General features: G+C 42.0%; 25 protein-coding genes. 15 read left to right on the top strand and 10 right to left on the bottom strand.

Annotated elements, in window-relative coordinates; translation table 11 throughout:
- The first annotated feature begins 292 nt into the window (after positions 1-292).
- Entirely contained in the window at positions 293-1,060 is a 768-nt protein-coding gene (locus tag J4N24_RS14780; protein ID WP_207534471.1) for a hypothetical protein, read from the top strand.
- A gap of 82 nt (positions 1,061-1,142) precedes the next feature.
- On the opposite strand, the gene J4N24_RS14775 is transcribed toward J4N24_RS14780, so the two are convergent.
- Positions 1,143-1,742, bottom strand: a complete 600-nt coding sequence (locus J4N24_RS14775) for a TetR family transcriptional regulator (RefSeq protein ID WP_207534470.1) — start codon at positions 1,740-1,742, stop codon at positions 1,143-1,145.
- A gap of 137 nt (positions 1,743-1,879) precedes the next feature.
- On the opposite strand from J4N24_RS14775, the gene J4N24_RS14770 reads away from it, so the two are divergent.
- From J4N24_RS14770 to J4N24_RS14745, 6 genes are all read left to right on the top strand, one after another.
- Complete coding sequence (locus tag J4N24_RS14770) at positions 1,880-5,113, top strand: SusC/RagA family TonB-linked outer membrane protein (RefSeq protein ID WP_207534469.1); 3,234 nt, start codon at positions 1,880-1,882, stop codon at positions 5,111-5,113.
- A 10-nt stretch (positions 5,114-5,123) separates the two neighbouring features.
- Positions 5,124-6,923 carry a RagB/SusD family nutrient uptake outer membrane protein gene (locus tag J4N24_RS14765; RefSeq protein ID WP_207534468.1) on the top strand — a complete coding sequence of 600 codons (1,800 nt, stop codon included), beginning with the start codon at positions 5,124-5,126 and terminating at the stop codon, positions 6,921-6,923.
- Positions 6,924-6,946: 23 nt separating this feature from the next.
- The gene (locus J4N24_RS14760) at positions 6,947-8,188 is read left to right on the top strand and encodes an alkaline phosphatase family protein (RefSeq protein ID WP_207534467.1); all 1,242 of its coding nucleotides are present in this window, start codon (positions 6,947-6,949) and stop codon (positions 8,186-8,188) included.
- Position 8,189: 1 nt separating this feature from the next.
- Positions 8,190-8,447 (top strand): CBU_0592 family membrane protein, encoded by a 258-nt coding sequence (locus tag J4N24_RS14755; protein WP_207534466.1) that lies wholly within the window; start codon positions 8,190-8,192, stop codon positions 8,445-8,447.
- An 18-nt stretch (positions 8,448-8,465) separates the two neighbouring features.
- Complete coding sequence (locus J4N24_RS14750) at positions 8,466-8,897, top strand: metallophosphoesterase family protein (RefSeq protein ID WP_207534465.1); 432 nt, start codon at positions 8,466-8,468, stop codon at positions 8,895-8,897.
- A gap of 78 nt (positions 8,898-8,975) precedes the next feature.
- Entirely contained in the window at positions 8,976-9,365 is a 390-nt protein-coding gene (locus J4N24_RS14745) for a metallophosphoesterase family protein (protein ID WP_207534480.1), read from the top strand.
- Between the two features lie 477 nt (positions 9,366-9,842).
- Here J4N24_RS14745 and J4N24_RS14740 read toward each other — a convergent pair whose 3' ends face one another.
- The 3 genes from J4N24_RS14740 to J4N24_RS14730 form a co-directional block, all read right to left on the bottom strand.
- On the bottom strand, positions 9,843-10,388 hold the full coding sequence (locus tag J4N24_RS14740; protein WP_207534464.1) for a thioredoxin family protein: 546 nt from the start codon (positions 10,386-10,388) through the stop codon (positions 9,843-9,845).
- Positions 10,389-10,742: 354 nt separating this feature from the next.
- Complete coding sequence (locus tag J4N24_RS14735) at positions 10,743-12,266, bottom strand: sulfatase (protein WP_207534463.1); 1,524 nt, start codon at positions 12,264-12,266, stop codon at positions 10,743-10,745.
- 283 nt (positions 12,267-12,549) lie between these two features.
- On the bottom strand, positions 12,550-13,557 hold the full coding sequence (locus tag J4N24_RS14730; protein WP_207534462.1) for an SDR family oxidoreductase: 1,008 nt from the start codon (positions 13,555-13,557) through the stop codon (positions 12,550-12,552).
- Positions 13,558-13,743: 186 nt separating this feature from the next.
- On the opposite strand from J4N24_RS14730, the gene J4N24_RS14725 reads away from it, so the two are divergent.
- Positions 13,744-14,091: a TfoX/Sxy family protein gene (locus J4N24_RS14725; protein WP_207534461.1), complete on the top strand. Its 348-nt coding sequence runs from the start codon at positions 13,744-13,746 to the stop codon at positions 14,089-14,091.
- Positions 14,092-14,124: 33 nt separating this feature from the next.
- Here J4N24_RS14725 and J4N24_RS14720 read toward each other — a convergent pair whose 3' ends face one another.
- The 4 genes from J4N24_RS14720 to J4N24_RS14705 all read right to left on the bottom strand — a co-directional run bounded on the left by J4N24_RS14720 (position 14,125) and on the right by J4N24_RS14705 (position 16,072).
- Positions 14,125-14,586: a hypothetical protein gene (locus J4N24_RS14720; RefSeq protein WP_207534460.1), complete on the bottom strand. Its 462-nt coding sequence runs from the start codon at positions 14,584-14,586 to the stop codon at positions 14,125-14,127.
- A gap of 131 nt (positions 14,587-14,717) precedes the next feature.
- Positions 14,718-15,107, bottom strand: coding sequence for a YidH family protein (locus tag J4N24_RS14715; RefSeq protein WP_207534459.1), 390 nt, complete (start codon positions 15,105-15,107; stop codon positions 14,718-14,720).
- 95 nt (positions 15,108-15,202) lie between these two features.
- Complete coding sequence (locus J4N24_RS14710) at positions 15,203-15,820, bottom strand: hypothetical protein (protein WP_207534458.1); 618 nt, start codon at positions 15,818-15,820, stop codon at positions 15,203-15,205.
- A 48-nt stretch (positions 15,821-15,868) separates the two neighbouring features.
- Entirely contained in the window at positions 15,869-16,072 is a 204-nt protein-coding gene (locus J4N24_RS14705) for a hypothetical protein (RefSeq protein ID WP_207534457.1), read from the bottom strand.
- A gap of 157 nt (positions 16,073-16,229) precedes the next feature.
- On the opposite strand from J4N24_RS14705, the gene J4N24_RS14700 reads away from it, so the two are divergent.
- Positions 16,230-17,129: an NmrA family NAD(P)-binding protein gene (locus J4N24_RS14700; protein WP_207534456.1), complete on the top strand. Its 900-nt coding sequence runs from the start codon at positions 16,230-16,232 to the stop codon at positions 17,127-17,129.
- 19 nt (positions 17,130-17,148) lie between these two features.
- Positions 17,149-18,060: a helix-turn-helix domain-containing protein gene (locus J4N24_RS14695; RefSeq protein ID WP_207534455.1), complete on the top strand. Its 912-nt coding sequence runs from the start codon at positions 17,149-17,151 to the stop codon at positions 18,058-18,060.
- Between the two features lie 73 nt (positions 18,061-18,133).
- On the opposite strand, the gene J4N24_RS14690 is transcribed toward J4N24_RS14695, so the two are convergent.
- Both J4N24_RS14690 and J4N24_RS14685 read right to left on the bottom strand, forming a co-directional pair.
- Positions 18,134-19,048, bottom strand: a complete 915-nt coding sequence (locus J4N24_RS14690) for a helix-turn-helix domain-containing protein (RefSeq protein ID WP_207534454.1) — start codon at positions 19,046-19,048, stop codon at positions 18,134-18,136.
- Positions 19,049-19,109: 61 nt separating this feature from the next.
- Entirely contained in the window at positions 19,110-20,111 is a 1,002-nt protein-coding gene (locus tag J4N24_RS14685) for an aldo/keto reductase (RefSeq protein ID WP_207534453.1), read from the bottom strand.
- 425 nt (positions 20,112-20,536) lie between these two features.
- Between J4N24_RS14685 and J4N24_RS14680 the strand changes: the two genes are divergently transcribed.
- The 5 genes from J4N24_RS14680 (at position 20,537) to J4N24_RS14660 (ending at position 26,811) form a co-directional block, all read left to right on the top strand.
- Positions 20,537-21,013 carry a hypothetical protein gene (locus J4N24_RS14680; RefSeq protein WP_207534452.1) on the top strand — a complete coding sequence of 159 codons (477 nt, stop codon included), beginning with the start codon at positions 20,537-20,539 and terminating at the stop codon, positions 21,011-21,013.
- 76 nt (positions 21,014-21,089) lie between these two features.
- Positions 21,090-21,341, top strand: a complete 252-nt coding sequence (locus J4N24_RS14675; protein ID WP_207534451.1) for a hypothetical protein — start codon at positions 21,090-21,092, stop codon at positions 21,339-21,341.
- A gap of 133 nt (positions 21,342-21,474) precedes the next feature.
- Entirely contained in the window at positions 21,475-22,986 is a 1,512-nt protein-coding gene (locus J4N24_RS14670) for a DEAD/DEAH box helicase (RefSeq protein ID WP_207534450.1), read from the top strand.
- 266 nt (positions 22,987-23,252) lie between these two features.
- Positions 23,253-25,787, top strand: coding sequence for a glycoside hydrolase family 9 protein (locus J4N24_RS14665; protein WP_207534449.1), 2,535 nt, complete (start codon positions 23,253-23,255; stop codon positions 25,785-25,787).
- Between the two features lie 76 nt (positions 25,788-25,863).
- Positions 25,864-26,811, top strand: coding sequence for an alpha/beta hydrolase (locus J4N24_RS14660; RefSeq protein ID WP_207534448.1), 948 nt, complete (start codon positions 25,864-25,866; stop codon positions 26,809-26,811).
- Positions 26,812-26,853 lie beyond the last annotated feature (42 nt).

Here is a 26,853-nt window from a genome sequence, read left to right as displayed (position 1 = left end):
CGTTTTCTTGTAAGACTCTAAATAAAGCCTACCGAACTTCTTACCCTTGATTTCTTTTGACATCGTAACTTAAATTTAGTGATTAATACTTGTTCGTAACGATGTTAAGTTTATACAGGACGAGTCAAAGACAGCCTTTGTGTGTCGTATTGAGAAGTGAAAATGCGACGGGTTGGGGGTGTCAGAAAATTAACAATTGCTTAACTTCGTCTTTTAATTCAAACAACAGTTTTGCAGTCATGATGAGAATGTCCCTATGGGGCGCTTTTTTATTTCCTTAACAGATCACAACATGAAATATTTTACCTTTTCCATCACAGTTTTAGTACTCGCATTTTCATCGTGTACGTCGAAATTCTATACACCAGCACTTATTAATTCAAATGTTTCTTACCAGCCCAAACCTCTTTCCTCGGATTCAGTAAAAGCCGCAAATTATCTTTCTGGAAGTATTAATAACGCCCTGGGTGAGATGATGGCCGATGAGATTATTTTTGGCCAGTTGAATTACAACCGTGCTCATGTTTACAACAATGTAAATATTGTCTACGGTGCTTATGGCTTTTTAGGTACTTATAAAAATGGCGCTCTGGATGTTGGTGAACCCTATTATTTTGAGAAGAAAAGTTTTTCGGGAGGAGGAGGTCGCCTCTCGGCGAATTATTTTCTGCGTATGGGCAGAGCTGATTTTCGAATAATCGGGTTTGAGTTAGGAGTCAGCCGGGAGTTTGGTGAATATTCCCGCTTCAGAGATGAAGTGCGCAGCGCCAAGGATTTTTATAGCGACGCAGGGAATGTTGTTACTACCGCTGGCCTGACTACTGAAATCGCCTGGCATACGAAACGATCTTTAATGAATCAGCATGCTTTTCGCCTTTATGTGGGACCGGCATTCCGCCAGAACAAGATGGAGAACAAGTTCAATAATGTAACCACCTACGAAACCTCAACTACTCGTTCTTCGGTTTTCTTATCTTACTTCCTGCAAGTGCAGAGGTTCAATTTCTCGTTCGATGCAAGCATTTTTTCAAGCCGTTTTGGATTGGGGTATCGGTTTTAGTGAGGTGTAATAACGGGGCTTCCGCGTATCTTAATCAGTGATTACCATTAGGAACAAGGCTTTTTTCGACATTATTGTTGGTTTATTGGCTTTCCAATCCCAACAACTTGAATGCTTCCTTCCGGTATCTCTCCAGGTGCTTGTCGTACTCTTTCTTATCCTGGATCATGCTTAAATAATAGTACGCTCCATCCGATATCACGAAAATCAGGTCAGACACCCTTGATGCATCTTCACATTTAATCAGACCCTGATCATTGCAAACCTGAATAAGGTTTTGAAGCCAGCCCCGTAGTAGCAGATGGAGTTCGCGAAAGCGATGCTTAATTACCTCATTACGAAATATAAGAGCGAAGCAGTTATAAAAGACGCTGTCGTCAATGTAACTATCCCATTTTCTTGAAAATATATTGTGCATAACGGTGACAAGTTTTTCGAGGGCATTACCTTCTTCTGACTCAGACAAATAAATGTTCTCGTATCTCATCACAATAAGATCAATAAGCCCGAGGGTCATTTCTTCTTTGGTTGCAAAGTAATGGATAATTAAACTCTGGCGCATATTAAGCTCCTTGGCCACCTTTCCGAACGAGGTATTTTCGATTCCTTCACGTTTTGCTACTTCATAGAATGCTTCAATAATTCGTTTTTGCTGGTCTTCTTTTAAACTTCTTCTGCCCATATAGTTTGTTAAAAATAGATTTTAGGTGCGAAGAAAGGATAAAAAAAATAAATTGACTGAATAGTCAATTTATTTAATGAGTATTTCATGCCGGCTTAACATATCAGCTTTTCTTTTGCAGAAACTAAAAGGTTGACATGAAAACACTCTACATTACTTTTATTGCATGTCTCTTGCTATGCTCCAGTCTTGCTTTCGCACAGGAGAAAGTCTCGGGCATCGTGAAAGACGATCAAGGCGAAATTCTCATTGGGGTACATGTGAAAGAAAAGGGAAAAACGAATGGTGCCCAAACAGACATTAATGGAAAATTCATCCTAAGCGTTACAGATCGAGGCTCTGTCCTTGAAGTTTCCTACTTGGGATTTATTAAACAAGAAGTTTCGACCGCTGGCCGGAATACAATGACTATCATCCTTAAAAAGGACCAGGCCGAACTGCATGAAGTTGTTGTGGTAGGTTATGGTACCCAAAAGAAAGTGAATTTATCAGGAGCTGTCGATCAGGTCAGTTCTAAAGCTTTATCCAGCAGACCAATTGCAAATGTGGCTCAGGGACTACAGGGATTGGTACCCAACCTTAATATAGACTTTGGCTCGGGTGCACCTGGAGCTGCCGCTAATATCAATATACGTGGAATAACGTCTATAAATGGAGGAAACCCGCTGATATTGATTGACGCAGTACCTTCTGATGCAACAGAGCTAAACCGGCTTGCACCGCAGGATATTGAAACGATTTCGGTGATTAAGGATGCCTCTGCTGCGGCTGTATATGGTGCCAGGGCGGCATTCGGCGTAATTCTTATTAAAACTAAAAGCGGATCACAGAACGGGGTCAGGGTTAGTTATAGTGCTAATACATCGCTTAATAAACCTACAGTGATCCCTGAAAAGGTAACTGATCCCTATATCTTTTCAAGGTTACTGGAACTCTCCACCAATAACACACCTTGGGATAATGTCAACTACAGCGATCAATATTATCAGTATGCGAAACAGCGCTCTGACGATCCATCTATCCCGGGCGTAAGAATTAATCCGAGCGATAAGGGTCTTTGGGAGTACATGGGTAACCAGGACTGGACTCAATATTTTCTAAGCGACAATACAATTTCACAGGATCATGCGCTTTCTGTAAGTGGTAGATCTGAAAAAGCGACCTATTATTTATCCGGAAACTATAACCGTCAGAACGGTATCCTTAAAATTGCTGACGATTATTTCGATCGATACAGTCTTCGTAGTAAAGTAGATTACAAAACTACCCCTTGGCTAAGTATAGGAAATAATACTTATCTAACAACTACCCGCCGGGATAACCCAACTAATTATTCTATCTCTGACATCTATAACCTCTTTCCAACCGCTTATGATAAAAACCCTGACGGAACCTGGGCTAATACCAGTGTGGGACGTACCGGAGCGATGTTAACGGAGGGAGGAAATAGTAGTGATAAGTATTTCAGCTTGCAATCTCAGTTTAACTCGGAACTATCGCTCATTAAAAACATTTTGAAGGTTAATGTTGATTTTACTTATCGTCGTGGGGCAGATAATTATCGCGAATACAGCACTCCTTATAAAATTGGGTATGGGCCTAATGACATCCGGGAGGAAGGTACGAGTTATGCAAGAAAGTGGGCTGGATTTAGTAATTATAGCGTGCTGAACGCTTATGCTACTTTTAATAAAAAGCTTGGACTTCATGATGTTACACTACTCGGAGGTTTTAATCAGGAATATTTTCGGGAGGAAGAGACGGATACTAAACGCTTCGGTCTTATTTCTGCCTCTTATCCCACCATCGGTTTGGCTACCGGGGATCTGACAGCAACCGAAGCAATCAGGGATTGGGCAATACAAGGTTTTTTCTACCGTGCCAACTATATTTACAAAGACAAGTATATTGTTGAATTTAACGGCCGGTACGATGGTAGCTCAAGGTTCCCTTCCGACAAGCGTTTTGGATTCTTTCCTTCTGCTTCTGTTGCATGGAGATTGGATCAGGAATCTTTCCTGAAATGGGCTAATCCAGTACTTAGTAATTTTAAGTTGAGAGCATCTTATGGATCTTTAGGTAACCAGGAAGTTTCAAACTATGGTTACATCTCCACTTTAAATCCCTACACTTCGGGTTATCTTATTGGAGGTAACCTTCCATTGGCAGTATCGAGCCCTGGCCTTGTAAGTCCTGATTACACCTGGGAAAAAGTAACTACCCGGAATGTTGGAACAGATATCGGGCTTCTTAACAACAAGTTAAACTTAAGCTTTGACATTTACGAGCGGAATACCAAGGGGATGCTAACTCTTGGACGTGATTTACCTGACGTATTGGGTGCTAGTGAACCCCGGGAAAATGCAGCCGACCTTCGGAACCGCGGCTGGGAACTTTCTATGGGATATCAAAATAGTGTGAAAGCGGGTAGGAGCCCCTTTTCGTTTGGCGCCCGGTTCGTATTATCGGATAGCCGTTCGGTTATTACGAAATTTGACAACCCTGGGCAGAGTTTGCTACAATACCGCAATGGAATGGAGCTTGGAGAAATCTGGGGACTAGAAAGCGACGGCCTGTTTAAAACCCAGGCAGAGATTGATGCTCTCGACCAATCCTCTATTATCCCCTGGGGAGCATTATCTATTGTACCGGGATGGCCTAAATATAAAGACCAGGATGGAAATGGCAAGATCGAAACGGGCGTAACAGCGATAGATCCGAAAGATATGTCGATCATCGGTAATTCTACCCCACGCTTCAGATTCGGTTTGGATTTAAATACAAGTTGGAAGGGTTTCGATATCCGTGCTTTCTTCCAGGGGGTGGCAAAGCGTGATTACTATCCACTGGATTATCTCTACTGGGGCTTTTACCAACAGCCTTATGCCGGTGGGTATCCTCATTTGCTTGATTTTTACCGACCTAATAATGATAGCGCTGCGGATATGGCAAGGCATTCTCAGGCATTCATAAATGCAGGCCTTGCCAATCAGAATCTGGATGCAAGGTATCCCATACTGCAGGCCTGGCTTGCGGATGTAAACCTTGGTACTACACCTGGAAACGCTAAAGGTTTGGCAATTCCACAAACGGGATATATGCTTAACGGCGCTTACTTACGCTTTAAAAACCTTACAGTTGGGTATACTCTGCCTGCTACCCTAACAAATAAATGGCGTGTATCTAATGTGCGTATTTATGCCAGCGCTGAGAATATCCACGAGTGGTCTGCAGTAAAGAAACACTTTGATCCCGAAGCTATAAACATTAACTCAAGCATAAACCCTTCAGCAAATACCGTTAGGAGCGGGAACGGCTATGCTTATCCATGGCAGAGAAGATATTCAGTAGGCTTAAACCTTAATTTTTAATAAGCTAATTATGAAAAATATTACACTATATCTGGCAAGTATCGCCTTTATTGCAATTAGCCTTGGTAGCTGCAAGAAAGATTTTTTAGAAAGACAGCCGCAAACAGCTATAGGAACTGAAAACTTCTTCAATAGCGAACAAGACCTCAAGCTATACATTAATAACTTATATAACTTTCCCGGATGGGGTATCTATAATGCAGACAGGGCAACTGATAATGCTGCTACTACAGGGGCTGTGGAGATTAAAACGATGATGGCAGGTACTCCAAGTGCTTCCAGTATTACAACAGGCTGGAACTGGGAACAGTTACGAAGCGCTAATTACTTCCTGGCAAACTTTAAGAAGGCGCCTTTAAGTGCCGAAATATTGAATCACTACGAAGGTGTGGCCCGGTTTTTCAGAGCACAATTTTATATAGAGAAAGTTAAACGTTACTCGGATGTCCCCTGGTATGAAAATGTAGTCAGTACAAATGATGCAGATCTGTTAATGAAGGCTCGTGATCCCAGGGCTTTGGTAGTGGATAAAATTATTGAAGATCTTACTTATGCAGCAGAACACGTAAACGTTGTGTCTGAAGCAGGAGCTGTTAACCGTTGGGTGGTTAAGGCTTATCTGGCTCGTTTTGCACTTTATGAAGGAACTTACCGCCGTTATCATGCAGAATTAAATCTTTCCGGTACTGCTCCTCGATTTCTACAAATGGCCCGCGATGTTTCAAAAGATATTATTGATAATGGAAAATTTAAATTATACACCACCGGCAATCCGGGACAGGATTACTTGAACTTATTTAACCGGGAGAACCTGAACGGCAACAGTGAGGTAATTTTAGCAACTTATAATGAAAACGGTTTAAGGAACAGTGGCTGGAGTTCGACGGTTTTCGGTAACTATGAGGTATCACCCGCAAAAGACCTGCTGCAGGATTATTTAATGACAAATGGAACTCCTTACACCAGTCAGGCTGGATACGCAACATTTTCTTTCGTAAAAGAGTTTGAGAACCGGGATCCTAGATTAAGCCAGACCTATGCTTACCCAGGTTTTGTTCTTTCTAATACAAGTACTTACTCCCAGGGCGGCGGCTTATATGTACAGCAACTGGCAAAGAATTTTACAGGTTACCATCAGATTAAAGGATTTGTAAATAATCAAAGCAGCGTAGTGCAGCAAAACCTTGATGTGCCTGTACTTCGATATGCTGAAATCCTACTGATTTATGCCGAAGCAAAAGCAGAGCTTGGAGAGCTTACTCAGGCTGATTTGAATATGAGTATCAACCAACTTCGGGACAGGGTAGGAATGCCTCACCTGTCACTTGCCCCGGTTCTAGATGCGCTTCAAGATGCTAAATACCCCAACATTAATTCACCACAAAAGGCAGTTTTGCTAGAGATCAGGCGGGAACGCCGGGTGGAATTGGCGCTCGAGGGTTACAGGTTTGACGATCTAATGCGCTGGAATGCAGGTAAATTACTGGAGAAAGAGCAGGAAGGAATTTACTTCTCCGGCATTGGTCAGCACGATTTGACAGGGGACGGTATTCCGGATATTGTACTTCTGAATAACAATGCATCTATACCTGCAGTGAAAGAGAAAAATTCACTTGGAAAGGATCTGATCTATTACCGGACGGGCTCGATTGGACAAGATGCGGGAGTGTTTTTAAAGAACGGTAATTCCGGTACGATACAAACTACCGCAGATAATGGCGTTTTTCAGGAACCTAAGTATTATTATAGACCCGTTCCACAACACCAGGTATTGTTAAACCCTAATCTTAAACAGATATTTGGCTGGTAGTACCGGCTTGGCGAATCATGTATATGAAAAGACTACTAATTATGGCTGCCTTTATCGGGGCAGCCAGCATTGCCTCGGCACAAAAGAAAAAAGCGTTGTTTGTAATTATTGATGGCGTATCGAGAGATGTGCTTGATAGTGTACCAACACCCAGCTTACATGCTATTGCTAAAGAAGGAGCATTACTTAACGCTTACCAGGGTGGAGAACGTAACGAATTTAACCAAACACCAACGATATCTGCTCCAGGATATACCAATGTACTCACAGGAGTGTGGTATCATAAGCACAACGTGCCCGATAATGCGATAAAGGCTATAAATTATAACTATCCTACCATTTTTCGTCTTTTTAAAGACCAGTATCCCAACCGTAAAACTGCTGTTTTTTCAAGTTGGCAGGATAATCGGACTAAACTTATTGGTGAAGGACTCCCTCAGACTGCTAACATTAAAATGGACTTTCATTTTGATGGTCTTGAGTTAGATACCGTCAAATATCCTCATGATAAGGCTAGGAAGTTCATGTCTGACATTGACCAGGCTGTTACTGATGAGGCGGCCCGAGTTATTAGTCAGGACGCACCTGATCTTTCATGGGTATATCTTGAATTTACGGATGATATGGGGCATATGTATGGAGATAGTGAACAATACCGGGAAGCGGTAAAACTGGCTGACGCGCGAATAGGTCAGCTATGGGAAGCAATCAAGCAACGTAAGGAGAAATATAAGGAGGACTGGCTTATAGTGGTAACAACGGACCACGGGCGGGATGCTAAAACTGGTCGTAATCACGGTGGACAGTCTGACAGGGAACGGGCTTCATGGATTGTTACTAATGCTAAGCCTGTTAATAGGTATGCCACTGAAGCAAAAGAGATAAGTGTTGTCGATATCCTTCCAACCATCGCGCGCTTTCTGGACATCAAATTAGCTGCAGAGCAACAAAAAGAATTAGATGGCGTGCCGCTTATTGGGAAAGTATCAGTAGTTAAGCCAATGGCTGTTAAGACAGATGATAAAATTAAGTTGTCCTGGACACCTGTGAACAATGAAGGAAAGGTAAAAGTGCTTCTTAGCACTTCTAATAATTACAAACAAACCGGCGTTCACGACAAGTACAAATTGATAGGAGAGGTTCCGGTAAAGGATGGAAAGTTTGACATAGACCTGAGTAGAGAGGTATCCTCCAACTTCTATAAGATTGCTTTGGAGGGAAAATACAATACAGTTAACCGCTGGATAATCAAAAAAGATAAATAGAATGCAGCCAGTCACTCTCCAACTGTTATTTGATACCTTAGGGTGGCTGGGTGCCTTTTTATTCCTGGTCTCATACTTCCTTCTAATCACCAAGAAGTGGAAGTCGACCTCTATTTCATTTCATTTAGCTAATATTTTAGGAGGTTTTTTTGTCGCCGCCAGTGCCTGGTATGATCATTCTTTCCCTTCTGCCTTTATCAATTTTGCCTGGGCATTAATAGCCCTTTATGGTCTGTACACCGATAAAAAATCGAATTAGATTATTCTGGAAATCCCTATGAAAAGAAGAAATTTTATTCAAAGCGCTATTGCTTTAAGTGGAGCTGCTACTTTACCTTCTGTTTCCGCTGCTTCCCCTGATAAATTGAAGCCTTCTCTTACCGTTGCACATATAACTGATGTTCATATACGTGATAAAGAGGATATACCAGAAAGAGCAAAACGGTATCTCTTCGAGGCCCTGAAGAATAAGAATATAAATTTCATCCTAAATGGAGGAGATTCCATATTTGATGCGTCCTATGATGATGTAACCAAAGAAATGGTTCTTGAACAATGGGCCGTTTGGGATAAATTTATTGGCAGTACTCAGCTCGAGGTGTTTAGCTGTATTGGTAATCACGACCCATGGTGGAAAGCGCCATCTGATAAAGACGAGATGTATGGTGTGAGCTACGTAGCCAAACGTTTAAAAATGCCAAATAAGTAGTACAGTTTTGCTAAGAAAGGATGGCATTTTATCATACTGGATGGCAATAATAAAGGAACGCGGTTAGACGCGGAGCAAATGGAATGGCTAATGCAAGACCTCGGGAAGCTGGCAGCGAACACACCGGTACTGATTATGTCACACTACCCCATATTATCATCAACCTGTGCCTGGAGTGGGGGGCAGCATGGTGATTACAAAGAGCTGAAGGATTTATTTTATAAACATAAAGATAAAGTTAAGGTATGCCTGAGCGGGCATCAGCATCTGACGGATAGCGTAGTCTATAACGGTACTTCTTACTTCTGTAACGGCTCGTTAAGCGGATTTTGGTGGGGTAAGGGAGATAAAGAATCAGCAGGGCCTTACTATTATCAGCAAACTCCTCCGGGTTACGCTATTCTCGAATTGTTCGCAGATGGCTCGGTTCATAATAAGTATATTCCTTTGGAGAAGGAATTATATTAAGAACAATTATTTAAACCAATTTTCGGCCCTAATAACAGGTGGTGGGGAGAAAAAAAAATAGGTACAGTCCGGCTTAATGTTCGTAGGTAAATGAATAAGTTAACCAGATTATCTATAATTGCGTCAACATTTGCAGTTGTTCGAAATTGCTCATCTGCTTCTTGCAGCCCTACAAATCATCCTGGCCGTCCTCCTGGATTCGGGGCCTAAGATTAAAGGTTTCAGTTAGGTTATTTATTTTAGAGGTATAACTTCCTCCTTTATTAAGGTCTATTCTTCCCAGATCGAGGGAGTGCTGCTTCTACAAGTATGCTATCAAATAGGGACTAGTCAATGTGAGGGTTGATAAAGATCATTTTTTGCAAGAGCTTTTACAATCATATTTGAACATTCATTCATAGGTGGTAAGTTTTGAAAATCCCTGCTGCTAACAGAGCGCCAGGGATTTCTTCTTTTATTAGGCTCCCTTTTTTGAGTCTATGAATAAAACTCTTTTAATTCATTCATCAGCGACTGCCCTTTATCTTCATTATACCAATGTTGAAGTGCAATCTTCATTTCTTCAAAATCGGCCTTGTTGGCCTTAAGTTGATCAAAAAGCTCCTGGGCCTTTGCAGGCCGTGGTCCCCAATTGAAGATATCTGTTCCGTTCTCATCCCTGACAATTAGCTTTGGTATACTCTTAGTCCCGTTGGTGAGGTAGGAATTGATCAGATAAGGCTCTGCATCACGTAGCTGTAGATCGTAAGTTATTAAAGGACTTTGTTCTGCCAGCGATATTAAAAAAGGAATAATATGAGCGGCATCTCCGCACCAGGGTTCTGTAATAATAATCCAGTGTTGAGGTTTTTCAATGGCTTTGATACTATCCAACAATTCTTCTTTTATCTGCAGCTGTTTGTCCCAGCGCTTCATTCGCGACCGGTTCAGTTTCGTATAGTTGAAGTACATTTCGTCATTGTATGGAGGGTTCCGGCTCTCCAATACCTTGTCAAATAATTGCTGGTATTCCTGATAGTTCATCTATATCTAGTATTATTGATGTTTGAAACACCACAAATTTGGTGTGTACCTGAGATGCATAGGCTGAGTGAGCAAAACGTTGCGGTTAAAGACCCTGCTTAACACCTTTGAGGCATTGATTGCTCAAATGTATCAAGTATTTTCAAATCTGCTATGCTCTTAAGTTTTCGATCTCATTGCTTAATAGAAAGAATTATGGTAGTAGGCCAAACGCAAGGAGATTCAAAAGTAGCCTGGTTAGCAAATTTAACCTTTAAAGAAATAACCGGATTAGCTATCTAGGAAGTTCTGATACAAATAGGGAATTAGTCAGCTATCAACTAATCCCCTCTTCGTATTATTGGTGGTACTCTATTAGCGTAAGGATTCCTTTGTGGTTGCTGGCAACTCTGTCTTTCCCGCTACATAATCTGATGCTAATTTATGTAACTGTGCTACTACATCTTTATATTTTGGATTACGAACCAGGTTTACCAGTTCGTGTGGATCATTAATGGGATCTGTTAAAAATGCACCTTCGCCTATACCAAAATACTCCGCGTAACGCCACTTTTCTGTTCGCACAACCACCCCGGTAATCCCTTTGCCATGCTCATTCCATAGTGTGTAGGCGGGGCGATCCCATTCTTGTCCGGGATTCTCCAGAAGAGGTTTCAAGCTCTTACCTTCAAGTTCCTTCTGTTGAGGTAAGCCGCAAAGATCTGCCAGGGTAGGGTAGATGTCGAGCATTTCGACCACCCGGGGCGAGGATTTTCCGTTACCTTTTGCTCCGGGGTATTGAATGAAAAAGGGTACGCGGGCTCCTTGCTCCCAAAGCGAGCCAGCTTTAGACCATTTACCTTTTTCTCCCAACTGGTAGCCGTGATCCGCTACAAATACTATAACGGTGTTTTCTCGTAGGCCTTGCTTGTCGAGTTCGGCTAACAAGCGACCAACATTCCAGTCTACGTAACTCACACATGCCAGATATGCCCTGATCATCGCTCTCGCTTCTTCAGGAGAGGCAGAACGGTCGACAAACAGATCGGCATTCCTGGTGCGGATAGCACCTGCCGGAAACCCTATTGGAACAGAAGGAAGCGCTGAAAAATCAGGAGGAAGTGTGATCTTATCCACAGGGTAAAGATCAAAAAATTGTTTTGGTGCTACTAAGGGAGAATGAGGTTTTGAGAAGCCACATGCTATGAAGAAAGGCTTACCGCTCTTTTTACTTTCCTTAATATAGCCGATGGCACGATCAGCCACTTTTGTATCTCCCAGTGTATTTACGGAGTCTCCTTCAACTGCTTGCCAGCGATCTGAATAAGTGTGCCTTTTTTCGGCTCCCGCAGAGGTTTTAGGTATGCTTTCACTAAACTTTGCCCAATATTCATCAGCAGAAACAGCAGAAGGAGCAGAACTATCTATAGGATTGCTCCATTGCCGCTTCTCGCCACCTGTTACCCAGGCCTCGGTATCATCAATTCCACCATGAAAGATTTTGCCACTGCGGTAAGTGACGTAGTTGTTCTGGCGAAAATACTTAGGCAAACTGATCCAGTCTGGAAAAGTTGCGCCAAACCATTCCCTGTTTCCGTATAAATTACTTGTTGTCGGTCTTCGTCCCGTAAGTAGTGAAGCACGAGACGGTCCGCACAAGGGGTACTGACAGTAAGCACGTTCAAATCGCACTCCCTCTGAGGCTAATTTATCAAGATTAGGGGTCTTTGCCTGTTGACTTCCATAAATTGCTAATTCGGCCCGCAGGTCATCAGACATGATAAATAATACGTTTAGGGGCTTTTTGCCTTTAGCAACTCCTGCCTTCTTTTGGGCCATTGCTCCATTACCTGCAACTAGCATTGCAGCAAATAAGAAAAGGGTGATTTTTTTTGACATGTTGTAAAGAGGATCTTTCTCCCGCTGCAAAGATATGTTAGATACTCTATATAACTTATAGTTTATTTAAAAATAGATGCGATGCATCAGCACTAAAAGACATTTCCCGGAGGTTGTGTCGTTTAGGCTAAACTTAGATTTACTTCCGAAATGTACTCTCGTTCGTATGCGTTTTGCAAATTTTGAGGCGTGAGTTTTTGCGGCCTGGATGCATACAAGCCTGATACGTATGTATCAGGCTTGCATGTTTTTTTATGCAGTTAGCTGTTGATAGATCTCCTATCTATGGTTGTCCACCACCTCCGGCAGCTCCATAGATCTGACCTGTTGCATAGCTGGCATCATTAGCTGCAAGCTGAACATAAATGGAAGCAAGCTCTGCAGGCTGACCTGGTCTTCCCAGTGGGGTATCTCCCCCAAAAGTTTTTAGTTTTTCAGCGGTAGCTCCTCCGCTAATTTGTAAGGGTGTCCAGATGGGACCCGGAGCAACACCGTTCACCCGGATGCCCTTTTTCCCGAGTTGTTTGGCCAAAGAGCGGACGAAGTTAGTTGTAGCTGCCTTGGTTTGGGCATAGTCGTAAAGTTCGCCGGGGGGATTTTCTGCAACAACAGAAGTAGTGGCAATAATAGACGAACCAGGTTTTAAATGTGGCATTGCTGCTTTAATGATCCAGAATGGCGCATAGATATTGGTTTTTATTGTCCAGTCAAACTGTTCCGAACTAATATCCATAATTGATTCGTGAGTTTGTTGCCTTGCTGCATTGCTAACAAGGATATCCAATCCCCCCAATCCGTTCACAGCTTCTGTTACTAGTCTTTTGCAAAAGGCTTCATCGCGAAGGTCGCCAGGAATTGCCACTGCTTTTCGGCCTTCGGCTTTAATCAGGGCAATCACTTCTTTCGCATCCGGCTCTTCTGCCGGAAGATAATTTATAGCCACATCCGCTCCTTCACGAGCATAGGCAATTGCAGCAGCACGTCCCATTCCCGAGTCTCCACCAGTTATCAGCGCTTTACGTCCCGCTAACCTACCCGAGCCTTTGTAGCTTTTTTCACCGTGATCAGGACGGGGATTCATTTTACTTGCTAGTCCCGGCCAGGGCTGAAATTCAGGGTTGAAAGGTGGTTTTGGATATTTGGTGGTTGGATCAGTTAAGTCAGGAGCCATAGAGGGACTAAAAATGGTGGATCCTGATGATCCGAATGCTGGTGATACAGCTGCTACTGCCAGCCCGGCACCGAGGCCCCCGAGAACTTCCCGGCGACTCATTTTGTTTTTTTCATTCATAGGTGATGCGAACTTTTGGTGTTCGTTTTATTAACTGAACTTTCCCGGCTAAGTTTATTAAAATAACATTTCGTACTTTTCGCAACGGTCATAAACTAAGCGCTTTAATGGATAAATCCTTTCCCTCCCTAAACTTTGCTTGCAATGGGGATTTGAAAAGCTAAGTCTATTTCTAATATTTAACCTATGGCTTACGATACAGAACTTGCAGACAGAGTTCGCACCTACCTCTTAGAAATACCTCATTTAAGAATTGAAGAAAAAGAGATGTTTAGCGGACTTGCTTTTATGGTAAATGATAAGATGTGTATTAATGTTAGCGGAGACGAATTGATGTGCAGGTTCGATCCAAAGCTGATGGAAGAAGTAGCGGAAAGGTCTGGCTTTCGCAGTATGATGATGAAAGGTAAGGAGTTGAAGGGGTATTGTTACGTGGATCCTTCTGGCTTTCGCCTTAAACAAGACTTTGAGTACTGGGTAAATTTATGCCTGGATTTTAATGAAAGAGCGAAGTCTTCAAAGAAGAAGAGGTAGCGTAGGGATTTGTGATTTAGCTGTTTTCAAATGCTAGTTTCTAATCAGTTTAACATTTCCTATTATGCTGAGTCGTTCTGCTATTTCTTCTACTGACATATCGAAGGAATGAGCATTTATAGTAATTGAACTTCTGTTATAAAACATTATTCTTAAGCACCTTTCTTCATACCGCTTATGGAGTAGCCTTTTTCTAAAACTTTCGATGGACGAAATCTCGTCCCATTTAAACTTTCCAAATTTTTCCAAATAAAGGCCTTCTTGGTCGGCCTCAATCGCATAATCGTCCTCCACTTTCCTAAGTGTTTTAACAAACCATATGAAAAATATGGAGTAGCCTACAAAGACAATAATAAAGGTGAGGATAAAATCGAGGCTAAAAACGTACGACACTCCAAAGAAAACAATAGGGAAAAGACAAAAAGGAATTATTAAAACGACAAGAATATTAGTATCCTTTACTTTCAAAGTACCTCTAGTTTGAATTTTATCCATTACTTCTTTTTAGAAATGTTCAGATGCATTGGTGTTAGCGAGATAAATTATAGCGTTAAGCACTTGGGTGGTCATTGTTGGAGAATGGAGGTTAGTATGAGGATTCACCACTGAGCCATTAAGAACTGAATTTATATATTCGGAATAAGGTATACCACCAGTAAAATACTTACCAGTAGGAGTGCAATGGTTAGTACCAAAGACAACTTGAATGAAGGATAGTAGACATTAGCCAAAAGCTTCCGCTCAATACTTCGATACCTTAAAAAAGCCAGAAGGGTCATTAAAGCACCGGTAGCAACAAGTATAATCCCAATAATGGCGGAATATCCTTTCCCTTGGCCGGGAATGTGTTCATCAAAGGCAAAAGAAATTTGTTTTATAAAAAGAGAGAATTTAACCACTACAAATCCAAATCCCATGATGGCTATACTTGTGCGGATCCAGGCTAGAAAAGTTCGCTCATTGGCCAGATGATCACTCGCAGTAGCTTTACGTTCTGTCGTATTGTTTTCAGTCATAGAGGGTCTTTCTGCTCTATAACAAGTGCTTTAATTAAATGTTATCAGCTTTTGAATCCATCAATTAGTTCCAATCTTTTCCATCCAGCTTCTGTTTACTTTCCAACAAGAACTTTGTAATTTTCAGGTAGGCTAATTCCTTGAAAATGGTTCGTTAATCCATAAAACATTAGGATAGTGATTATAAATCCAAAGGCAAGAATGAATTTCCCCTGCTTTTGGGGCGTTAAGCTAAAAAAGGAGCGCTTCATCTTTTGCTGGTGAATAGCAGCAACGTGACCAAAGAAAGATAAGTTTGCTATGCCATAATAGGGGATAAAGAACAGATTAAAGGGGAAGGTATTTAATCCAGCAGTACCGTAGTAAAAGTTCGTGTCAAGCTTTAAAATAAATCGCCCTACTAATACTGAACCGACATGAATAACAAAGAAGAAGGCGAGGTAGAGGCCAGTCCACAACTGCAATTTCTCGACTCCTGATTCAGAGCCTTTGCGAAGGTTAGCAACGAGTTTAATCCCTGAAGGAATCTGCACGGCAACAGCTAATAGAATAAGGGTCTCGACTATGAAATTTTTATAATAAAGCCTTAATGATTCCATAACAGCCAGATGGTCTTCAATTCCATGAATACTGTAAAGGTGATTAACCAGATGGATGCCAACAAAAAGTGTAAGTATAAGTCCTGAGATGTAATGAAGTTTCTTTAGAGTCAAGGTTTTCGATGTTGAAAGAGGAGATAGAAATTTGCGAAGACAGATCTACTAATTTCGAGATGAAGTATCTTTTAGAGTCGGCATGGTATCCATAGAAGAATCGGCTTTAACTGGCATTCTGGATTGCGACGAATCTGGTATTATTTTAACAGAGCCAGAAGTAGCTTCGTTACTTTCTTTCTGGGCATTTGTTGAATTTCCTTTACAGGAAGCAAGAATCAGTACCGCCAGAAGTAGAAGAGTGTTTTTCATAAGGATCGGCTTATTTGATACTAAGTAAAAAAAATATTGAGATAATAACAAATTCGTGAGAACCAATTGATATCTGAGAAAAGACTACAAGAAGAGGAGATCTGGCTACGTTTCGCCAAGGCCCTCTTAAGATCTTTGTGGTATAAGATATATAGTTATGAATATTACAATCACAGGCTCTATAGGGCACATTAGTAGACCGCTTGCTAAAGGTTTAATAGAAAAAGGTCATGTTGTTACGGTTATCAGCAGTAATTCTGACCGGAAAAAGGAAATCGAAGAGTTAGGTGCAAATGCAGCTATCGGTTCATTAGAAGATAAAGGTTTTCTGGCTGCAAGCTTTGCAGGTTCAGATGCTGTTTACACGATGGTTCCTCCTAATAATTACTTTGATCCTTCGCTTAACCTTATAGACTATTATCAAAGGCTTGGAGATAATTATACTGACGCAATCCAAAAGTCTGGTGTAAAACGAGTAGTCAACTTAAGCAGTATTGGGGCCCACTTGAAGGAAGGCAATGGGATTTTAGTGGGAGCATACAACGTTGAACAAACTTTGAATCAGTTATCCAGGGAGGTAAGCATTACCCACATACGTCCAACATCCTTCTACTACAACTTATATGGGTATGTAGAAATGATTAAAAATGCAGGTGTTATTGCTGCTAACTATGGTGGTGAGGGAGTAATTCCCTGGGTTGCACCTGTTGATATTGCTGATGCAGTAGGGGAGGAGCTTGTGGATCTGAGCACCAAAAGAAATGTACGATACGTTTGCAGCGAGGAGCTAAGTGGCAATGAAACCGCGCGAATACTTGGGGAGCGAATTGGAAAACCGGAACTGAAATGGCTTGTCATTTCTGATGAGGAAACGCTTGCCGGCCTGGAACAGATAGGAATGAATCAAGAAGTGGCAGCGGGATTGGTTGAAATGTATCAGGGATTACGTACAGGCTTACTTGCAGAAGATTATTACAGAAACCGTCCTGCTAAATTGGGAAATGTTAAAATGCTTGATTTTGCTACAGAATTCGCTACGCAATTTCCTGCAAAATAGCTAAATTCATTCTCTAAAAATGGAGCTACTCAGATTTAAAACGATCAGTCAATTTCATAAGTTCAGGAAACTCTCGCAACCGGAGCATCCTTTGATAAGTGTAATTGACGTAGGCGATATCAAACGTCTACAAGACAGCGAGCCCCTTAATTTAATGCTGGACTTTTATTGCATTGCCTTAAAAAGGAATTTCAATGGGAGGATGAAATATGGCCAGCAAGAATATGATTTCGAGGAAGGTATACTTACCTTCCTTGCCCCCAGGCAGGTTTTCAGCATCGAAGTGGATAATGAAGGTGTTTTTAAGCATTCGGGTAAGATACTGATGGTACACCCCGACTTCCTTTGGAACACGCCTCTTACCCTTAAAATTAAGCAGTATGAATTTTTCGGCTATGCAGTGAACGAGGCTCTTTTCCTTTCGGATAAAGAAGAGCTGACCATTGCCGGAATACTGGAAAATATCTCAGGCGAATGCCATTCCAGGATTGATACTTTTAGTCAGGATATTATCATCGCCCAGCTCGAATTGTTGTTCAGCTACGCCCAGAGGTTTTATCAACGTCAGTTTTTTACCAGGAAGATCACCAGTCATAAAGCCCTGGAGAAATTCGAAACTCTCCTTAACGCTTCCTTCGAGGATGAATCACTTGCAACAAACGGCATTCCCAGGGTTCAGGCAATTGCTGAAGCTTTAAATATGTCTCCTGGTTATTTAAGTGGTTTACTTAAAACATTAACCGGCCAAAGTACCCAACAGCATATTCATGATAAGCTGATTGAGAAGGCAAAGGAAAAACTTTCTACCACTGATCTTTCTGTGAGTGAAATTGCTTACGAACTCGGGTTTGAGCATCCGCAATCTTTCAGCAAATTGTTTAAAACGAAAACAGCGCAATCTCCATTAGAATTTAGGCAGTCGTTTAATTAAGTTACGATGTGGTGTTAAGTTACGATAAAAAGGATAATCACGAAGTGGAGCAAAATCTGACTTATGGAAATCCTCAATTAACTGATTGCCGGTACTGCAGTGGTGTATAATTAGTTTTCCGCCGGAATAGCTTATTAAAGGATTGCGGGAAATCAAAGCCCAACCGATAAGCGATCTCTGCTACTGTCAGATTGCTGCTGCTCAATAATACCTTGGCTTTTTCCAGGGTATGGTCTTGTATATACTGTTGCGCACTTCGCCCTGAAATACTACGAAGCAGGTCGCTCAGGTATTTAGGCGACTTATTCAGTTGCTCTGCGAGGTAGGTAACGGTGGGCAGCCCCTTGGTTGCGAGAAGGTCATCATTATTAAAGTAGGAGCTCAATAAGTTTTGGACCTCAGCCACCAGCTGATGGTGAGCTGTTTTCCGCGTGTTAAATTGTCGCAGATAAAAACGCTGGCAATAATGAAGTAATAGTTCCAGGTGTGAGATCATTACATCATGGGTAAGGACATCGATGGATGAGTGAAGCTCCTGCTCAATGTTCTGCACTATATTATTTATCAGCGTTTCTTCCTTTTCTGACAAGAAAAGTGCTTCATTGATAGCGTAGGAAAAGAAATTATAGGTCCCGATCTTTCTTGCTAATGGGTATCCTGTCAGCAGATCCGGATGAAATGCCACGCACCAACCCTCCAGCTTGTGATCTTCCGGAACTGAGGCTACTATCTGCCCTGGAGCAAAAAAAGACATAAAGCCTTCGTCATAATCATAAAACCCCTGGCCATACTTGACTTTTCCTTGAACATTTTTCTTAAGTGAAATGCAATACACATTCAATAACAATAAATGAAAGCGTTTATCCGGGTTATGTTTCACGTCCTCCATTCGAAATACATCAATTAAAGGATGTTCGGCGCCAGGCAGAGACAAGACACGTCGATGCTCGGTGATAGAGTTGATGGGGAAGGGTGTTTCGTGACTCATCTTCGCTAAGTTAATAAATGTATTATAGGATAAGACGAAGCTTATCCTAAGGAATGAATATTTATTGATCAATACCTGCCATGGAAGCAGCATCATAACGGTCGCCGGTAGGCGTGCCCAGGGGAATAATAGCTTCCAGGCGATCCATATCTGAAGCTGTAAGTACAATATCAGCGGCTGCAAGGTTTTGCTCTACATACTTCAGCCTTTTCGTACCAGGGATGGGCACGTGTCCTTTATTCAATACCCAGGCAATAGCGAGTTGGGAGGAGGTAACGCTTTTCTCGGTCGCCATTTCATTGATTACTTCAACCAGATCAAGGTTCTTATAGAATTGTTCTCCCTGAAAGCGTGGAATGTTCCTACGAAAGTCATCCGCTGCGAAGTCGTCAGGGTTTTTAAGGTTACCGGTGAGAAAGCCGCGGCCCAGCGGAGAATAAGCAATGAGGCTAATTCCTAACTCTTCCAAAGTACTGGCAATTCTTGATTCCTCAACAGATCGCTCAAATAGAGAATATTCGCTTTGAACAGCAGTAAGAGGATGCACGGCATGTGCTTTTCGTATGGTTGAGGTTGAGACCTCAGAAAGTCCTATATACCTCACCTTCCCCTCTTTTACCAGTTCTGCCATTGCTCCGACCGTTTCTTCTATGGGGGTATTTGGATCAAGGCGATGGAGGTAGTACAAATCGATGTAATCTGTATCCAGGTTTTTGAGGGAACGTTCAGCCGCTTTTTTTACATAAGCCACTGATCCATTATAGTTCCAGGTTAATTGCTCATTGTCATCCACTTCGTAACCAAACTTAGTGGCTATAATATATTTATCCCGCTGTCCTTTAATAGCCTTCGCAATAAGTCTTTCATTTAAGCCAGGGCCATACATATCCGCAGTATCTAAAAAGTTACCACCTAATTCGAGCGAGCGATGTATGGTAGCGATAGACTCTTCCTCGTTAGCTTTTCCATAGATATCCCATCCATTCATTGAAGACATGCCCATGCAGCCGAGGCCTACTTCCGGAACTACTAAACCTTGACTTCCTAATTTTACTGTTTTCATAAATCCATTTTTTTATACAGCAAATCTCCTGGTTTGATGATCGGCAGAAGTGTCCTTAAAGCGGAAAGTTGTATCCAAATGGCGAAAGAAGATTTATTATTAGCTTAGTATCCCTTTCAATGGTTTTGGTGTTTATCCTGTTTCAGATCTGATTGGATAAAGTTTTCAGTCACTTTTTTCTTGTCTTTAAAATTGCGTCTTATAAGATATGCGATTAATACTACTACCAGGATAATGAAAGGTATTACGATGTAGAGATTTATATTATCCATTTTTTAATTCCTTTATTTACAGGAATAAACTGGCTAGTGAAGGATTGTTTCAAATACTAATGTTAAATATGTCTTTTTTTAATTTCTGTTAATGCAATTTCTATTCTTAACATAAAGATAATATTAACTTAAGTGCTATTTTTTGTTAATTTGATGTTAAGTGAAAAATATATGGGAAAGAAAAGTAAAAAAGCACAGAAAAAGATTCATAAAGAACTAAAAAAGGAGCTCTCCCTTGAGATTTCTCAGTCTTTAAAAAGTATTGCATCTAAATTTGAGATAGGAACTAAAAGGTCAAAGAAAATTCTGGCAAAAGCAAGTAAGCAATTATCAGAGAAGTTATCGGCAAAAGTAAAGGCGACAACAATTAAAAAAGTAAAAGCAGAAACTGCACCTGAAAAAGTTGAAGCACCATCTCCCGCACCCTCAACTACGGCGGTAGGTAGTCCGGTAACCCCAGTAGTGAAAAAGGCAAATACCTCGCGTAAAGCACCGGTAGCCAAAGCTCCTGCACCTAAGGCTTCTGCGCCGGCTGTTGTTACTCCAAGGGCTACCAGATCGAGAAGGGTAGTGCAGGAAACAATCCCTGAGGCTACTGAAAGGCTAAATGAAGAAATACAGACAGTATAAGTGTTAATTTGTATAAGTTCAGCAGGTTTGTTTATAGCAACAACCTGCTGATTTTTAAAATGAAAATAACTACCTCATGACTGAAAAAGACATACCATTATACGTTATTGTTGAATTATTGATGCGACTCTCCCTGCAAAATGATCAAATTGGAAACTATAAGAATCATTTTTTTGGACCCGAAAATACTTATGTCTGGACAGGGAATGGCAGTTTGGTTTTTCCAACTACTATGCTCTTCAGGCAATTTAACCAACCCTCCGAAATTACCAACGACGAGTTAATGGAAGTGGCACAAACGTTTAAACCTTTACGAGTTTTAGTCTAAAAAAAGAGTCATTCTAGCCGCAGGCAGACTCTCCCAATAGCTCTGATTAAATTCATTATACCTGCTACACCCTTTGTTATTGATGATTTGAACTTTAAAGCGATTTCGGCCGGACATTTGCTTATTCCAGTGCATGGCAAATGTTTCTAATCAAAATCCAACACTTTACCCTTACCAATATAACGCATTAACTCAGATCTTCGAAAAACTTCAAACGGGAGGTGAGCAGCGCCTGCTTTTTCAGCTGCCTACAGGTGGAGGCAAAACGATGATCTTTTCAGAAATTTCAAGGCGTTTCCTGGCGATGCGTGAGCAGAAAGTTATTGTACTTACACACCGCGTAGAGCTTTGCAATCAAACTTCTCAAACGTTGAAGAAACTAGGGATTAAAAACCGGGTGATCAATAGCTCTGTGAAACGTGTTAAATCCAACGACCGTTACGATTGCTATGTAGCGATGGTGGAAACTCTAAATAATCGTATTGAATCAGGCGATATCGATGTTACAGGAATTGGTTTGGTTATTATTGATGAGGCTCACCACCATTCTTTTCATAAGCTCCTTGAGAAATTCGGTGATGCAGCTATTATCGGCGTTACGGCTACTCCGCTAAGTTCTGATGCGGCTATGCCCTTGAATAGCTATTATCAGGAGCTGATCATTGGCGAAAGTATTGAGGAGTTGATTTCCAGTGGTTTCCTTGCTAAACCCCTTATCTGGCGATATGATGTAGAGATCAGTAGTCTTCAAACCGGTTCAGGTGATTTTACAGTCAGCACTTCTGACGAGTTATACTCCTCACCGGCAATGCTTGATTTATTAAAGCAAGCTTATGAATCGCATGCTAAAGGCAAAAAAACGCTGATCTTTAATAATGGAATATTCACGTCAAAGAACGTTTGCCAGTTATTCACAGATGCAGGATATCCAGCAAAACACCTGGATAATCAAACTTCTGCAGCCGAAAGAGCAGAAATATTGGAATGGTTTAAAAGGACAAAAGGTGCTATTTTAAGTTCAGTATCGATTCTAACCACTGGATTTGATGAACCCACCATTCAGGCAGTTATCCTGAACCGCGCAACTACGTCGCTGACGCTCTACCACCAGATGATCGGCCGTGGTTCACGGCGTTTGCCAAAGAAAAAAACTTTTGCAATTATAGATCTTGGGAACAATGCAGAGAGGTTCGGCGACTGGCACAAGCCTGTCGACTGGCAGGATATCTTCAATAATCCGGAAGCCTATCAATCCATGTTGAATACTCAATTGGAGAATAACGTTCATGCAATGCCTGCCGGAATGCGTTCAAAGTTCCCTAACAGTCTTGAAATTACATTTGATGTTCAGGAAGCTTATCGCTTAGCTATCGAAGACAAAAAGAAACCGAAGACAGTGATGCGTAATTCACTTCGTCAGCATGTAATGATGTGCGTTGATAATGCCGATACGATTTCTGAAGCAATTGAGCTTACTAAAGAATTGGATAAAGAGATAATCTGGAGGGTTAAACAGTATACTAAATGCTTGGGGCGGGCTACACCGAATTACAAGGAGTGGCTGATCCAGGACTATAAGTCAAAGTTGAACATTCTCGTACAAAAAATGATGCGACGAAAGGAATTAGTCAGGTTGGCGAGTTAAGCGCCAACCTCTATAAATCCGGGTCTACGCTATCCTCCCTGCCATTTATACATAAGTGCTATCTCCTTGATCAAAAGTTGCATCTTTTGTAACCATGCCGCTCTACTTTTGAAGCCTAAGTAATATTAACCGGTAAATCTTCGAATTTTATAAGGGAAAGAATCATGTTAACCTATCTCTTCTTCTTATACTTTTGATACCACACGAAAGGATGCTCTTCACGTCGTTGTATCGACAGATTTTACCGTGCATTATTTTAATCAAACATGCAGCAATTAAAATTTTTATTGGTGGCAGTTTTAGCTGTCTCTTTTTTTAATTATGCTTCAGGGCAGGACTTGAAGCTTAATAATCTGGAGTATTTTGAAAGGCAGGGTGTAAATGTTCTTGTGTATAATAACCTCTTTACGGGTGGCTTCAATGACGAGAAGAATGCCGGTATAGAACTGGTCCATCATGGTGTAAGGACGGCACAGGGTGGAGCAGTAAGGCTTTCCAGCACTCCGGAGCAATGGGACCTGGTTCCCGTTATTTCGGATCGTAAGGTGAAGCGGGAATCTAAGTCTATCGAAGCAACCTTAAGATACGATGAATATAAGTTCGATTCGCGGGTGGTTGTAACTGCAAAAGGTCAGGCCGTGGAAATCTCAGTTTACCTTGATAAACCGGTGCCAAAGGAATTGGAAGGCAGTGCTGGTTTTAACCTGGAGTTTTTGCCCTCCCAGTACTGGAGTAAAGCCTATTTGATGGATGGACGCTATAACAGGTTCCCAAAATATGTCGTAGGTAATACTGTTACCCGGCCTAACGCTGAAAAAGCCAAGCAGTATAAAGGCTATAAAACCTCTGATGATCGCGGTACGGGTAGATTTATCGATCCGGTTCCATTGGAAAAAGGACGCACTTTTCTTCTTGCTCCTGATGAACCATCACGCTTGATAAAGATCACTTCAAAGGACGCGGACCTGATGCTTTTCGATGGTCGGGTGCTGGCACAAAACGGTTGGTTCGTTGTTCGTAGTCTGCTTCCTGCCGGGAAAACAGGCAAGGTATTAACCTGGACCGTTGAGCCTAATGCTATCAAGGGCTGGTTGAGAGAACCTAACATCGGTTTTTCCCAAGTAGGATACGTGCCATCCCAGCCAAAGATCTCCGTTATCGAACTGGATAAGAAAGACAAGGCACTTGCAACAGCTTCCTTGTATAAAGTAGGCACCGACGGTAATGCCTCTGCGGTTTTTACAGGGAAAGTTCAGCCCTGGGGAAACTATTTTAAATACAACTATGTAAAGTTTGATTTCTCTTCTGTCAAGTCACCGGGCATCTATTATATAAAATACGGTAATCTCAAAACGAACAATTTCCTTATAGAAAGTAATGTTTACGACAAGATCACTGATGCCACCAGCGACATCTGGATTCCTATCCACATGAACCATATGTTTGTGAATGAGGCCTATCGTGTTTGGCATGGCGAGCCTTTCAAGGAAGGATATTTACAGGCCCCGCCTAATACAGATCACTTCGACCTTCATAGTCAAGGACCCACGACTGATACTAAGTACAAACCACTGGAACTCATTCCCGGCTTGAACGTTGGCGGTTTTTTCGACGCCGGCGACTTCGATATCGAGACCGGTTCAAATATAAGTGTGGTACAAAACTTCGTCCACACCTGGGAGTACTTTAAGCCTTTACGGGACCAGACATTCGTGAGCCAGAAACAGCGGTATGTAGATCTGCACCGCCCCGATGGCATGCCAGACATCCTGCAATTTATTGAGCATGGAACTTTGAACCTTGTTGCGCAGGCAGAGATCCTCGGTCACATGTCCCAGACGCTTTCTAACTCTGTTTTGGATAATTACCATCACTTGGGCGATGCAGCTTCCTTGACAGACGGGTTGCCTTATAATGCAAAGTTAGGCCCGTATGAAGTAGCGGCTGACGGAAGATCCAGTGGTGTGAAGGATGATCTATGGGCTTTCACAAGTCGCAATCCAAACCTGGACCTTAGCGCAGCAACGATGTTTGCAGCAGCAAGCCGCGCTTTGAAAGGGTATAATGACGATCTTTCAGTCAGAGCTTTGCAGCAGTCGAAAAGGCTGCTGAAGGAGGCAACAGAATTGCTAGCCAATGCTAAGCAAGACACCTCGGGCAGGGGAGGAGGCAGGGTAGGAGACATTTCGACGAACCTTCAGCTGTTTATTGCTACGGGTGAGAAACAATACCTGGATAAGTTCCAGCAGCTATTATGGCCGGCAATGGATCGTAATCTCAACTTTGTATTGCTTACCGCTTTAAATGCTATACCCCATATGGACGCTTCTTACAAAGAAAAGCTTCGTCCGTATGTGGTAAAATACAAGGATTACATCAAGGGACTTGAAAAGGATAACCCTTATGGAGTACCTATTGGTCTTGGAAATTGGGCAGGTAATGGAGGAGTAACCAATTTTGGTACTACCCTTTGTTTTGCTAATCAGTACTTTCCCGACCTGATAGATGCCAGTCACGCTTATAAGGTTACCAACTGGCTATTTGGTTGTCATCCATATCACAATTATTCGTTTGTGGCAACTGTGGGTGCCACTCGTCCTAAAGCTGTTTTTTATGGAAATAACAGGGCCGACTTTTCAGCTATACCTGGGAATGTTGCTCCGGGAGTATTATTCAGAAAGCCCGATCATTTTGAAAATTACGATGATTGGCCATTTTTCTGGGGACAGAATGAGGGTACGATTGCAGGGAATACAAGCTATCTGATATTTGGATCAGCCTTTAAAAATATGGTAAAGTAAACATGGCTCATGCTGATGGCTGCATAGATTGAAAATGACAATAGCGTAGAATACTAATCAATATACTATTAACCCTATGACTCTAAAATCAAAAATTATTGCTAAAAGCTCGGCTCTGGCCGTTCTGATGGCACTTTCTTTATCCTCGATAGCACAGGACGGAACTATCTATGCTCTCGATGCACCTGCAGAGCCTAATGCTATTCCATTAAATACCGGCGGTGTTGAAAACCAGCCGGCCAAAGAAACCTGGTTCCGCCAATGGGGCGATCCCATGGCCAGGAATATTACCAAGGCAACCTTAACTCCATTTTTACCAGAGGCTGGAAAGGCAAATGGTACAGCGGTTATCGTTGCACCTGGTGGCGGATTTAGATGGCTTTCCCTGGATAATGAAGGTTGGGAAGTTGCAAAGGCACTTGCTGAAAAAGGGATCACAGCTTTTGTGCTTAAATACAGGTTGCATCCCACTCCGGTATCACTTGATGATTTTAAAAAGTTTATGAGTGGTCCCAGTCCTGCACCTGCTACTTCCAGTGCTTCTCCTGGCGGCGCTCCGGCAAGACCTGCGCAACCTGATCTTTCTAACCAGCTTGAGGATGCCGAGGCTGCATACGCAATGATTGTTAAACGTGCTAAAGAGTGGGGCGTGGATACAGCCAGAATTGGAATGATTGGTTTCTCGGCCGGAGCAGGCCTTACGATGCATTCAACCTTAAACTCTAAGACGATGAAACTGGCTTTCATTGGTCCAATCTACGGAGGAATGGGACCGGTGGAAGTACCAAAGAATGCTCCTCCGATGTTTAACGTAATTGCCACAGATGATTTTCTTTTCCGCGGGCAGTTTGGCGTGATCGACTCCTGGTATAAAGCTGGTATTCCTGTAGAGTTCCATCTCTACCAAAACGGAGGTCATGGTTTTGGATTAGGCAATCCCGGAAAAACAAGTAATCGTTGGTTTGATGCTTTCATGTACTGGCTGGAAGTAAATCACTTCTTAACAGCCAAAACTAATAAGTGAGGACTGAGTGAAAAGGCTGGCCTTTTACAGCCAGCCTCTACT

Source organism: Desertivirga arenae (assembly GCF_017355785.1).
In the GTDB taxonomy this organism is placed as follows: Bacteria; Bacteroidota; Bacteroidia; order Sphingobacteriales; family Sphingobacteriaceae; genus Desertivirga; species Desertivirga arenae.
The sequence above is the reverse complement of the archived record's forward strand: the minus strand, read 5'-3'. Positions and strand labels throughout refer to the sequence as shown.